8 protein-coding genes are annotated in these 12,745 nt (G+C 48.9%); 2 read left to right on the forward strand and 6 right to left on the reverse strand.

Translation table 11 applies throughout. The features are described from left to right. Positions 1 to 27: 27 nt before the first annotated feature. The 4 genes from H6F68_RS21055 to H6F68_RS21070 form a co-directional block, all read right to left on the reverse strand. Positions 28 to 489 (reverse strand): Fur family transcriptional regulator, encoded by a 462-nt coding sequence (locus tag H6F68_RS21055; RefSeq protein ID WP_190431861.1) that lies wholly within the window; start codon positions 487 to 489, stop codon positions 28 to 30. Between the two features lie 251 nt (positions 490 to 740). Next, the gene (locus tag H6F68_RS21060) at positions 741 to 1,550 is read right to left on the reverse strand and encodes a hypothetical protein (RefSeq protein ID WP_190562021.1); all 810 of its coding nucleotides are present in this window, start codon (positions 1,548 to 1,550) and stop codon (positions 741 to 743) included. 185 nt (positions 1,551 to 1,735) lie between these two features. After that, positions 1,736 to 7,087, reverse strand: coding sequence for a caspase family protein (locus tag H6F68_RS21065; RefSeq protein ID WP_190562022.1), 5,352 nt, complete (start codon positions 7,085 to 7,087; stop codon positions 1,736 to 1,738). An 851-nt stretch (positions 7,088 to 7,938) separates the two neighbouring features. Then, complete coding sequence (locus H6F68_RS21070; RefSeq protein ID WP_190562023.1) at positions 7,939 to 8,544, reverse strand: hypothetical protein; 606 nt, start codon at positions 8,542 to 8,544, stop codon at positions 7,939 to 7,941. Between the two features lie 662 nt (positions 8,545 to 9,206). On the opposite strand from H6F68_RS21070, the gene H6F68_RS21075 reads away from it, so the two are divergent. Beyond that, positions 9,207 to 10,112: an alpha/beta fold hydrolase gene (locus H6F68_RS21075; protein WP_190562024.1), complete on the forward strand. Its 906-nt coding sequence runs from the start codon at positions 9,207 to 9,209 to the stop codon at positions 10,110 to 10,112. Here the strand turns inward: H6F68_RS21075 and H6F68_RS21080 are convergent, their stop codons facing one another. Then, the gene (locus tag H6F68_RS21080) at positions 10,113 to 10,643 is read right to left on the reverse strand and encodes a DUF4330 domain-containing protein (RefSeq protein ID WP_190562025.1); all 531 of its coding nucleotides are present in this window, start codon (positions 10,641 to 10,643) and stop codon (positions 10,113 to 10,115) included. A gap of 384 nt (positions 10,644 to 11,027) precedes the next feature. Here H6F68_RS21080 and H6F68_RS21085 point away from each other — a divergent pair, with 384 nt between their 5' ends. Continuing rightward, on the forward strand, positions 11,028 to 11,900 hold the full coding sequence (locus tag H6F68_RS21085; RefSeq protein WP_190562026.1) for a M48 family metallopeptidase: 873 nt from the start codon (positions 11,028 to 11,030) through the stop codon (positions 11,898 to 11,900). 56 nt (positions 11,901 to 11,956) lie between these two features. On the opposite strand, the gene H6F68_RS21090 is transcribed toward H6F68_RS21085, so the two are convergent. Next, positions 11,957 to 12,715 (reverse strand): metallophosphoesterase family protein, encoded by a 759-nt coding sequence (locus tag H6F68_RS21090; RefSeq protein WP_190562027.1) that lies wholly within the window; start codon positions 12,713 to 12,715, stop codon positions 11,957 to 11,959. Positions 12,716 to 12,745 lie beyond the last annotated feature (30 nt).

Here is a 12,745-nt window from a genome sequence, read left to right on the forward strand (position 1 = left end):
TGCAGCACTTCTAAAAGATTGCTAGGCTTACGACGCTTGCGTTGCTGCCACTTCAGCGCCTCGGTAGCCAAAAAAGTCAATTCGATAATCGGTGATTTTGACTCCGACTTGCGCTTCAATCTGCCGAATAATGTCTTCCGGCAATTCGATATGAATATCTAAAATCTGGTTCGTATCAAGGCAATTTACATGGCTGTGAGAATCGCTGATATTGCCGTAGAGACGACCGTCCGATCGCTCAATACATTCAATAATGCCTTGCGCGGAGAGGGCTTCTAGATTTTGGTACACCGAGGTATGTCCGATCGCCTTACCCTGACGATTCAGGCGGTCATAAATTTCTCTGGCTGACAAGTGCTCATGAGCTTGCCACAGCAACTCCAAAATGAAGCGACGCTGACGACTCAGACGCATCCCCAAAACCTGGCAACGGTTTAAGGCATCGTCTAGGGAGCGGATGGGTTTCGAGACTGTCACTTCATTTTGCATACTTAATGCCCTTAACCTATCTGATGCTCACTCAGCTATCCCTCGTTGAGCTTACTCACGACCTCAAGTACCCAATGTGCAATCGCTGTCAAGAGGCGGAGTAATTCTATTCGAATCTAACACCCCAAATCAAAATTGGCGATCGCGATCGTCAAATCTGTGAGCCAAGTAATGGGTGAATAGCCAGTACTGAGATTGGCTTACTATTTTCCTTCTCTATTATAAGTCAAATCTCAGCTAACACAAACTCACTACAACTTTACTTTAGTCAGGGGTACTGTAGCCACAGGCCGCCGCACTCGCGTTGCTGCATACTTCACCACTGGCGCAGAAGCCGGAGGCAGTTGGACTTGGGTGATTCGATGGGCCTTTTCTAAAGATTGTAAACTTTGAAGCACAGCGTTACGAACTACGGGTTCTGATTCTTGGCTCAACAGCAACCGAAGATAGTCCACCACTGATCGCCGCTGACTGCGATCGGCAGTTGGAACAGTCACAGCTTGAGTGAGCTGATGGACGGCAATCAGGCGCTTTAAGGCATCTGCATGGGTTAAATCGCGCACGAGTTGATCAAAACGGGCGGTCGGCTGTTCATCCTGATGCTCCAAAAGATGCCCAATGAATAGGACCAGGACAGATAATGTGCCAAAACCCTGAAGGATAGCTCCTGTAGCGCTCCAAAAGCTCTCAGCCTCACTCCAAATCACCAGGGAAATATAGGTGCTGAGGGCCGCGATGGCTCCACTGGCTACTGCTAGGCCAAAGCGCTGCTTAGTTCCTTTTAGGTGGCGGCGCAAGTCTACCCAAGGAATCTGCCAGGTTCCTGCCTGCAATGAATGAGTCAGCAACAAAATCAGAACACCGATCCCCAGAGCAAACAGTAGCTTCCAGTGCCAAATTAGCAGCACTGCCATGACTGCCATGCCCCAGAACCAAGTTCTAGACCCTTGATCTCCAGAACTTAGCCAGAACAGTTGCTTCAATGCTGCAACTGGAAACTCTGGCAGAGATGCCTGCACTTCGTTGATGAGTTGCCGCCGCCGAGATGAAGCCTGTGTCACGTTCCCTACCTATCTACCCGCCATACGCAAAATTGAAGCATGAAGTTTGATCAATCCACGATTGAGGCATTCAAACTTCAAATTAAATCAAAAATTCAGATCTATTGTGATCCTAATTTTTACTACTAGGATACTCAATTTGCTACTGGAATGCCCGAGCCTTAATAGTAAGTGAAACACCTAATTTAATTTGTAGGCTGCTGAACTGCGATCGCCTCCATTACAGATGATTCCTTAGCATCTTGAGCCTCGGCCCCTTGAGTGGGTAGCGCTGGGCAATCATTAGGTGCAAGGCGCAGGTAGCGGATGCATTCTTCGGTCGTCAATTGTCGTAAGGTGCGATCGCGAGCCAACTTGAGCAGAACCTCCCAAGTCGCAGCCCAAAGACGCACTTTGCCATCGTCACCCAAAGTAGCGATGTATTGACCATCGGGGCTAAAGAAAGCTCGGCGTACCCGATGCGATTCATGGCTAGGGCTAGAAGGCCGCAATTGCGCTTGTTCGGTACCTGTTTGGGCATCCCAGAGACGAGCTGTACCATCTGCGCTAGCCGTCACCAGCGATCGCCCATCTGGACTAAACTCAGCATCCAGCACAGGCCCCCGATGACCAGCCAAGACCACCCGCAAACCCCCGGTCGTTGGGTCAAATACTCTAGCGGCACCATCCCAGCTTGCAGTTACCACAAGTTGACTGTCTGGGCTAAAAAAGGCGCTGCTCACGACATCCTGATGCGCTAGTAAGCGGACTAACTTCCCGGATGCCGCATCCCAAATCCGAGCGGTTCGATCCCAACTGGCTGTGATCACCTGCTGATTGTTGGGGCTAAAGTGCGCCTGCTCGATTGTGGCATGATGACCATGCAAACTCTGTAATAGTTGCCCTGAAGCTACATGCCAAAGCCGCACTGTCAAGTCGTCCCCTAGCCCTAGTAGTTTCTGGCCATCCGGGCTAAAACTCAGTTGGCGGACAACAACGGGCGTAGCGATCGCAGGCTTGGTCACCGATTTCGCCTTAACGTCGCGTATATTTTGCAATCGTCGCAACAATTTCGGCTTCTGCTCATTCTGTAGTTGCAAAATCTCCATCGAGCCATCAGTTTTGGCGATTGCTAGCGTTTCACCATCCGGGCTCAGAGCAACACCACTGAGATTGCCACTGGATGAGTGGCTCAACATAGCCTCAGCTGACTGTAGATCTACCTCAGATGTTTGTTGAGTGATTGACACCCCAAACCGCCCACCAGCCTTTGATTGAGAAAAGTTCTCCGTGACTGGGTTCCCAGAGAGATGCCAAGCTTGCAGATTGCCAGCGGCAGTAGCAGTCACCATGCGGCTCAGTAGATTGGAAGCGACCGATGCGGGACTGGAAGCCGTACTATCCGAGAAAGACGAGGAATTGGCTGAAAAAGCCGCTTTTGTGAAACGAGAATTTAAGCGTGAAGGCAGAGATAGCAGTACTTCTAACCCCTTTGGGGCTGCTTGAGCCGTCAAAGTGCTGTTTTTGAGCGATCGCGACCCAGTAGGTTGCAAAAATGTAGCCCATTGAATCGGCGCTTTTGCCATAACCAAGGTTGGGAGTTCACCACCGGGTTGCGTGGCCCACAAGCGCACCACGCTATCATCGCTCGCAGTCGCAATATAAGCACCATCAGGGCTAAACTGAGCCGCCTCGATCGCGCCTTGATGCCCCCGTAACGCACTCACCTCGCGTCCGGTATAGACCTCCCATAGGTGAGCAGTGTAGGCAGTGCTGCGATCGCCAACCTGATTGCGGGTAGTCGTGAGGATGTAATCTCCATCAGGACTAAAGGTAATGGGTTCTGGTCCTGCGTAGCGAATCATGGTGGGTAAATCTCTGGGAGTGCTCAATTGCGTCCACAATTGTCCAGAGCGCAGATTCCACAGTCGGACTCGCTGGCTGGGATCAGCCGTAGCAATCAACTTCTCGCCTGGACTGAAAATCACCTGAATGATGGGAGCCGACTTAGTTTGATGGGGCAATTTGGAGCGGTGATATAGCAAGCGATCGCTTTGACCTGTAGCACCCGAAGTAGGGTTAACCAAAGGCTTTCCTAGCGATGGATTTTCGTGATCTAAGCTTCGTGCAGTTTCACCTGCATGAGAAAAAAGTTGTTGAAGTTGTCCAGTTTGGGCATTCCACAGGCGAGCTTGACCATCATCACAGGCAGTGGCAATCCATTGACCACTGCGACTAAAGGTAGCTTGGTTCACCGATCCTGGATGCTGTAGCACCTTCTGAATCCGCCCAGTTGCAACTTGCCAGATTCGAGCTTTACCATCGGTACTGGCCGTCAAGAGCGATCGCCCGTTCAGACTAAACTGGATGCTGTTAATCGGGCCTTGATGGCTCACCTGGGTTTGTAGTTGCCCAGTTTTTAGTTGCCAAATTCGCACCGTGTGATCCGCGCTCGCCGCCGCAAACCATTGCCCTTGAGGGCTAAAGGCAATTTGGACTGCTTCTCCCGTAAAGCCTGCCAGTTGAAAAACCGGAGCCCCAGACTCAACAGTCCAAATCTTGACTTGTCGAGTTCCTTTGGCGATCGCTGCTAATTGTTTGCCATCTGGACTAAAAGCGAGCGCTGTAATCGCTGACGGGGGAGAAGCTGGTGCAGCTTCAGTCTGCTTAGCTCGGTTGGAGCGAGCAGGAGTCGGTGCATCCCATTGCAGCACCCGTTCGGTGGTTTGAGATTGCAAGGACCAAACGCGAATTGTTCCGTCTGCGCCTGCGGTGGCAAGTCGGTTTTGGCTGGGGCTAAAGGCAACTTGATGCACAGCACCTTGATGGCCTCTTAGTTCAACCTGCAATTGCAGTTTTTGCAAAGCCGCTCTTAAGCTTGCTTCCGCCTCATAGGTGGGTTTTCCTCCCTCCGCAGCTAAGCGGCTAATCAGCAGTGCCGTAGTCGGATCTCCGCCTGATTCTTGCAAAACAGTTTGGGCGATCGCTGCTCGCTGCCGCGATGTTGCCACCTGGATTTGGTAGTCTTTCTCCGCTTGATTACTCACAGCAGTGCGGTATTGGTTAAACGAAACCGTTAACGCTACCAACAATGCACAGGGAACGGCAATTTGCAGCACCCTGGACTCCTTGTGGGCCTTGCGGCTCTCCTCTTGGCTGACCGCTACATACTGCTGAGCCAAGGCTGAAAGCTCATCTGGATAATTCTGCAAAAAGTCTTCCGCATCAACTAAACGACCGCCTCGAAGGAGATATTCTGCTTCTAAAGGTTGTTCAGCACGTTGCCATTCTCGCGTTGCCTGTTCAATGCATCGCTGTCGCCGCAGCATTTCGCGGTTTTCGTCGAGCCAGCCCCGCAACAAAGACCAATTACGAATCAACGCCTCGTGAGCCACATCGACCGTCTCGTAATAGAGAGCGGGGAGCAAGCTACCGGGTGATGACCAAGCGTTAGCTGAGGTCAAATCCAGATCCAAAGGTAAATTCGTTCTCCCAGTTCCTAAGCCATAGGATGACTTGATAGAACTAGCCGACGTGCCTGAGTTCCAAGTCCAAACCGAACCAGACAAGTCTTGATTCGCTTGGGCAAAGTGTAGGGCAGTTGAGATAGGTGGCTGAAGCGTCGTTACGGGTGTGTCAGTTTCATCAGCGCGAGAGCTACTAGCAGGGACTTGATTCGTCACGACCAGCTTGGCTACTACCAACTTCTCTAACACCTTTTCCACTAAAGAAGCTGGAAAGCGGCGACTGACCAATTCTGCTTTCAGAATGCGGCGGCGGGTATCTTCTGTACCTTCTCCCAATTGCGTCAGAGCCAGAAAAATCCGCTGAGCCACTCGCTGCTCTTCCGGAGCCAAACTGTAGAAGATTTCTGTCGCTCGTTTTTGTAAGGTGCCCCGCACGCCTCCCAGTTCGGTGTAGGCGTTCAGGGTCAAGCGAGGTGGCTCTCCGCTCTCGCTTTCCTGCCGCCGCTCCCAAAGTTCTAGCAGCGTATATTGAAGCAGCGGCAACTCCCCCGGTGCGCCCACTACATCCAGCAACATGGTGTAAATCAAGTTAGGCTCGCAAACTAGCCCTACTCTCTGGGCTGGACGCACAATCGTAGCCTTGATTTGCTCGTAGGTCAGTGGTGTGACGGTAACTAAATTTTGCTCAATCTTTTGAGCAAGTTGGTTGTAGAGCGAGCATTTGCCAAAAAAGTCAGCCCTTAAGCCGATCACAATGCTGAGGTAATGGCCCGCTTCCTGTAATGCCCCGACTAGACAGTTAAAAAATCGGTAACGTTCTTGTTCGGATTGCTGTCCCTGACAGAGGGTAAAGACTTCCTCAAATTGGTCAATCACCAGCACCAAGCGCGATCCCGCAGTGCTCTGCCCATCTGTGGTCTTTTGACTGGCGATCGCACTTGCTTGAGCTAATTGAGCTAAACCAGAACCACCATCTTTGAGAAATGCTTCAGCACGGCGCAACTGTTCGGCCCGCTCTAGACCTGTCGCTTGCGGATCGATAAATGCGTGAGCCAGACTACGGAGCGGATGATCCCCAGGGGTAATCAGCTTAATTTGCCAGCGATCGCTACCTGAAAACTTATTACCCTTGCGGAGTTCGTGAATTAACCCTGCTCGCAGCAAAGAGGATTTACCACTACCAGATGCCCCCACTACGGCGACAAACTTGCCATGCCGTAGCTTGTCAATCAGTTGATCGGTTAAATCTTCCCGACCAAAGAAATACTCTGCATGAGATTCATCAAAAAATTCCAGTCCTCGGTAGGGGCAGATTGTCTGAGATTTGACACTCAGCACGGTTGAGGGGGGCTGGGTGCAACGAGTCAGAATAATTTCGCTACCAGAGTTTTCAAACAGGGGCTGTTGGACTTCTGTTTTTAGCGCACTACTCACCCAATGAGTTAGCGAATAATTAGTAACAACTCCGTTTTCATTGCTTTTAGGATCAAGGCCATTTAGAACAGCCTGTGTAAATACACTGTAAGCACTATCCAACGACTCATAAGCTGTTTCATATTCTCTCGAAGCTGCCATAAACAAGCGATCGGTACCCGCATGGGCTCCGGGATCAGCTTCCAGCATATTGAACAGTTCACCGCTGTGACAGCAGTCTAACCAAATGATGCGCTGGCGCACGGGGCTTTCTTGAAGTAGTCGCCGCAGCCAAAAGAGAGACAAACCGTAGAATCCTACGTCTGGTTGGGAATCACTTAGAGCTAAGTAACCTTCCTGAATCCCTGCATCTTTTTGTAGTCCATGTCCAGAAAAGTAAAACAGCGCCGTATGAGGGATATTGTTTCCTTTGGGCTTAAAGAGCCGAATCAAGGCTGCTTCTAGCTCTCGCAGGGTTACTTGAGTTTTGAGACCCACTTTAGTCTGTACCGTGCCAGCCGCATTGTCAGTCGCCACGATCTCTGGTAAACGGGTAACTCGGAATTCACCATAGGTTTGCAATTGTTGAGCGATCGCCTCAGCATCTCGGGCTGGAGCATTAAGGCTGGGCAAGGATTGATACGCATTAATTCCAACAACTAAGGCATCCCGTGACATGATCTACTATTCCTGGCAACACCTTGATACAAAGGTAAGAAACTGGCTTAACTTCCTCAACTTAATGGAAAGTTTCTTACCGAAATTGAAATATAAATTCGCAGGAAATCTGTAAATTTAATCTCGATTTTTTAACTACTAAAACAAACTAAAAGCAACTAAAAATCAGTTGAATCTTTTTGCAAGCTTGCGCATTGCTGGCTGAATAAAGAGAATGAAATGCTGTTTTTCTAACAGGGTTTACAGTTAAAAAACAACACCATCAACTAGTCAAAACTGAAGAGTGCTCTAGTTAAGATTTCCAGTTTTGCATTCATCTTAAAACTAGATTGAGACGTTTATTAAATTTCAATACTGTCAAAATATCGGAATATAGAGTTCTTGTAAAAGGGGGTGATAACCCCTAGTTCAGACTACTTGAAGTTAAAGAGGAAGCCTGACTCAAAAAAGTTGGCAGCCAAAAATGAGAGAACACAATCCTCTGAAATCGCTAATTTCTTACAGTTTGAATTGCGCCTAGAAAAGATAGGTAGTTTTGGTTATTAGAGTGAAACTACGGAGGCAAACTGGTGGCTTCGTGGAGAGAAAAACCTCACCCAAAAACGGCTCCCGTAGAAATACTGAAAATAGAAACTGTAGCGATCGCAGGCTATCAAGCTGAGACCAGAGAGGTTTTCCTGCGTAGTCTTTAGTCAAGGATCTGAATCACACAGAATGCGAATTGAAATCACAAAGCTAGAGTTAAAACCGTTATCAATTGAATAAGATGTCTGTCAGTTCTTTTACAAAAATTAAATTTTTTTCTGATATTCGTTGGTGCTATTCCGGATAACCACGCCTTTCATTACCATTCAGCGGCTAAAACTAATGTCATCTAAAGTCAGGTGACTGCCGAATGTAGAGAAAACAACCCGATAAATATTACTAGCAGTCAAAAATAGTTCAGCGTTTGCCGGAAGACTAGAGTTAGAATTCGCTAAATTACCTTCTGTTAGTTCCGCCACAGCAATCAGTTGCTCATTGTGGTCGTAGGCTGACAAGACCGTGCAGCGAGAACTCGTGACAAACCCACCTACAGAAGATACCGGATAGAGAAATTTAGCTTCTATCAGACCAGTCTTGGGTGCTCCCATTAAAACAGTGGTGCCAGAGCGGGGAGGAAAGGCGGGGTTAGAGGGCCATAGGGCGATCGCGTTGTCAAAAATCACTCCCTGATGCTGAAATTGGTGGTTGACCACTTCAAAGCAAGCTAAATTTTCCAAATCAAGCTGTACTTGCCAGGGGCGAGCCACTGCCAAACTTGATTCGGACCAAGGCTGAATCGGCAGAGACGCTGCCACGGGGGGGCGATTCAGCAACTCCGACACCAAGGGCGTCGCCTCTAGATCAGAATTAAACCGTTGGTAATTTCTACCAGAATTACTTTTTTCAGTTCGAAGACTCAATGATTCTGCCATAACACCTCTTGGCTTGCCTGATGTATCGGACGATGCGATGCATGCTACACAAGTCAAAACAAGACCTGCCTCAAGCTGCCACTCCGATTAAGAGCGAGAAGACGAAGTTCACGGGACGATAGCAGACGCACTGGTATCAAGTTCCCAAAAAATACTTATTTCGACTTCACTCGACTGGGTAAACCTTAAGATATATTTAGGAGCCCTTTGTAAGGTTTTCGGGAAATCCACCCCTAAAGCAGCTCCTAGCCTACTCAAGTTCCAGTGATATTAGGATGGCTCAGCTTACATTTACAGTTTCTGATAGCTGGACCCTAAATCGAAGTCTTGCAATGCACCCTGTTTAATTTTTGCGTTCAGACCAATCAACTTATTCAGTCTTCTGAAAACGCCACACACCCTGATCTGAAACTTAGAAGCACCCTTATTAAGAAATGTAACGCAACCTTCTCAGAAAAGCGAGAAATTCCAGGAGTAAAGGATGTTTACGTCTTTTAGTTTCTCTCATCTTTAACCAATCTGCTGTTTCCCGAAGTACGTTTCTGCTATTTCGCTGGTTCGTAGCAGTCTGAGTCGAGATTTGCTCAAATATAAACAAACTTTGTCGACACTTGACAAAATCTTCATATTTACATCATCTCTAAGACGAGGTTAATTGAGTTATGTTTCTACCCCCTGGCTTTCGCCAACAATCCATTCCGACCAAGCTAGGCCGTATGGTTTACTACACTGCGGCAGCAAAACCTTGGGTTACTGCCGAGGCAGAACTATCTAGCGATCGCGAAACATTAGTATTCCTGCATGGTTTCGGCGGTGGTTCTTCCGCCTATGAGTGGTCCAAAGTCTATCCAGCCTTTGCCAGCGACTACCAAATTTTGGCTCCAGACCTGATTGGCTGGGGTCGTTCAGAGCATCCAGCCCGCAACTACCGAATTGAGGACTATCTCAACAGCATCACTGAGTTTTTGGAGCAAACTTGTTCTGGCCCCACGACTGTCATTGCTTCGTCACTCACGGCAGCTTTTACGATTCGGGTGGCGATCGCTCGCCCAGAACTATTCAAGTCGCTGATTCTAACAACCCCTGCTGGACTTTCCGATTTTGGCGAAGACTATACCCGCAGCTTTTTTGCCCAACTGGTCAGCACTCCCATCATCGATCGCTTAATTTACAACGCTGGAGTTGCTACTAGTGGGGGGATTCGCAGCTTTCTGGAGCAACGCCAATTTGCTCGCCCAGAGCGAGTTTATCCAGAAATTGTCGCAGCCTACTTAGAATCCGCAAGCCAAGCGAACGCGGAATATGCAGCACTGGCTTTCGTGCGCGGCGACTTATGTTTCGATCTATCCCAATACATCACCCAACTGACTGTGCCCACCGCAATTGTTTGGGGTCGCCAGTCACAATTTACCGCACCAGAAATTGGTCGGCGCTTAGCAGACTTGAATCCTCAAGCCATTCGGGTGTTCCAGCAGCTAGATGAGGTGGGCTTGACACCACATCTAGAGCTACCCGCCGTTACGGTGGGATTAATTCGGCAATTTCTTCAGAATCCTGACCTTAAATAGCTACTTGTCATTCAGTCTGATGTCAACCACACTGGCATTGAAGTCGTACAAAGTACCTTGTAGCTGCACAACACTGCCAATCTTGATCTTGCTATTGCCTAAAACAGGACCATCCTTGTTAACTTGGGCTCTACCACCAACCGTAATCAGCAAATCGGTGCTGTAAGACAGCTCTGAGCGAGGGTCCGGGATCACTTTAACAGAGCCGTCTGGTTGGGTAATCAGAACATTGCGAGGTAGCACTTGAACCGACTTGAGATCCACCTCACCGTATGGCTGATTGCGGATCACAAGGCTGGTCTTCTTGGCACCTTGAAAGTCTTGGATAAATCTTTGGGGGTTGCTGACACTCAAGCCCTTGGCAATTAAGTCAACCTCGATTGGTTTGGTTGCGTTGTTGATCTGAGCTACCGTTCCTGTTCCAGGTACCAAAAAGACGCCAATGATCACCAGCAAGATCACGAGGGCGGCTCCCACGTCGAGAATGCTAACTTTGCCGAATAGACGACCTTGAGAGTCCAAAATAGCCATACAAGCTTACCTTGCTGATATCTTAAGAAACGAATAAAAGAAATGACTGGGAATTGACTCTGACAATCCCTCAGAAAGCTGCCGCAACTCTGGTCAGATTACCATAACTTGCACGCCAAAGATTTAGGCAGATGGCGGTGTTAAATGCACTGAGCAAAGCGCAATTTTTAGGGAGCAACGGGCAACTGTTTCAACCGTTCCCTGTAACTCTCGCAATGAAATTTGTTGCTTTCGATGTGGCAACTTTGAGTCTTGGCTGTACGTCTAGAATCATCTATGAGGACAGATGAGGTTCTAGCACTTACAAACCTCTCAGACTAGGTCCGCCACTTCTAGTTCCCTTAAAGTTCAGCTTTTTTGCGTTCTCCTCGCACATCAGTGATCATGCTTAACCGCTTTTCTACTTTGTCTCGCCGTTCTGTCCGCCGTTGGCTCTATCCTTTTATTTCCTTGGCGATCGCCATTGGACTGGTAGTAGGTTCTCCCAGCCCCAGCCCAGCCTTACCTTGGGCTGACTTGATCTTCCGGGGAGTACAAATTATTCAACTCTCGAAAGTATCTGATCGCGAAGAAGTAGCGATCGGTCGTCAAATCAATCAGCAACTTATAAACAGTGAATTTCGGCTATACCGTAACCGCTCCATCAATGAGTATGTTGACCAAATTGGTCAGCAACTGGCGGCTAAAAGCGATCGCCCCCGTATCCCCTACACATTTCAAGTGGTAGAAGATAACCGCGTCAACGCCTTTGCCACAGCAGGTGGTTACGTCTATGTCACCACAGGTTTGATGAAAATTGCCGATAATGAAGCTCAACTGGCGAGCGTCTTAGGCCATGAAACGGGTCATGTGGAAGGCCGTCATCTCTTACAGCAAATGCGCCAAACGGCGATCGCCCGTGGTGTGGCTACAGCAGCAGGGCTCGATCGCAGTACCTTAGCGGGGATCGGTGTAGAACTGGCCCTCAGACGCCCCAATAGTCGCCAGGATGAGTTTGAAGCTGACGAAAGAGGCCTACGAATTTTAAGCAAAGCAGGTTATGCCCCATCAGCAATGGTTGCCTTTATGGAGAAGCTGCTTAAAGGCGGCTCACTTCCTACATTCCTGAGCACTCACCCTAACACCAAAGACCGCATTGAGGCGCTCAAGCGCAGTATCAACTCCACCAGTACTAGCAGCAGCAATACTAACCCTGGAAATGGCTTAGATAGTGCAGCATACAAAGCCAAGATTCAGCCTTTGCTAAGTCGTTCTTGAATTTGTCTCCCCTTCCCTCCTAGGGAAGGGGCTAGGGTCACGTCTCAACGCAATTCCTAAGAGCGAAGCATTTGGTGGCGAGCAATAATTTGGGAAGGCTCCACTTGAGCGATCGCTTCATCTAAAGGCAAGGTTCGGACTTCTTGGTGCCAAACATTGACCTGATAAACCCGACGATTGGTAATATCTACTCCGGTAAGCCAGCCGCTCTTTTGGTGATAGGCTCCCGTATCAATATCCAGCCATCCTTTTCCCTGAGCCACTTCCCCAGGTGATACTCCTGGCAACGTGAAAGTGATTGTATGCCCCGTCACAATCAATTTGTTTGGGAAATAAGGCTTGGCAATGCTGTGAAATTCTTCTCGAATCCAACAAAATTCATGAGAGCTTTGGTCTTCAATGGACATCTCTGGATGCACGCCTGCATGCACCAACCAAACATCTCCCAAGTCCATATACATCGGTAGCGTCTTGATCCATTCCAAGTGCTCGGCCAACAAGTCCATATTCTTATAGCTGGCTACCGTCGCTTGGCCACCGCTATATAGCCAAGCTTGCAAGCCTGGGCCAAAAGCTCGGCCCTTCGGAAAAGCATCAATCATCAGTTGCTCATGATTTCCGAGCAAGCAGTGGAAGTTACTTTTCTGAACAAAGTCAACTACTTGGGCGCTGCGAGGGCCTCGGTCAATCAGGTCGCCCAGGAAATAAACTTGGTCGTCCCCATCAGGAGCGATCGCCTCCAGCAAAATCATCAAGCCATCATAATGACCATGCACATCCCCGATGAAAATGCGACGGCGGGTAGATTCGCTCATCCGGTCCTCTCATGCAAAAACTTGAGCAAG

Origin of the sequence: Trichocoleus sp. FACHB-262, from assembly GCF_014696035.1 — a bacterium.
Lineage (GTDB): Bacteria > Cyanobacteriota > Cyanobacteriia > FACHB-46 > FACHB-46 > Trichocoleus.

Coding starts and splice junctions, on each gene's coding strand:
- H6F68_RS21055 (WP_190431861.1), bottom strand. CDS start 489: ATGCAAAATGAAGTGACAGTCTCGAAACCCATCCGCTCCCTAGACGAT.
- H6F68_RS21065 (WP_190562022.1), bottom strand. CDS start 7,087: ATGTCACGGGATGCCTTAGTTGTTGGAATTAATGCGTATCAATCCTTG.
- H6F68_RS21070 (WP_190562023.1), bottom strand. CDS start 8,544: ATGGCAGAATCATTGAGTCTTCGAACTGAAAAAAGTAATTCTGGTAGA.
- H6F68_RS21075 (WP_190562024.1), top strand. CDS start 9,207: ATGTTTCTACCCCCTGGCTTTCGCCAACAATCCATTCCGACCAAGCTA.
- H6F68_RS21080 (WP_190562025.1), bottom strand. CDS start 10,643: ATGGCTATTTTGGACTCTCAAGGTCGTCTATTCGGCAAAGTTAGCATT.
- H6F68_RS21085 (WP_190562026.1), top strand. CDS start 11,028: ATGCTTAACCGCTTTTCTACTTTGTCTCGCCGTTCTGTCCGCCGTTGG.
- H6F68_RS21090 (WP_190562027.1), bottom strand. CDS start 12,715: ATGAGCGAATCTACCCGCCGTCGCATTTTCATCGGGGATGTGCATGGT.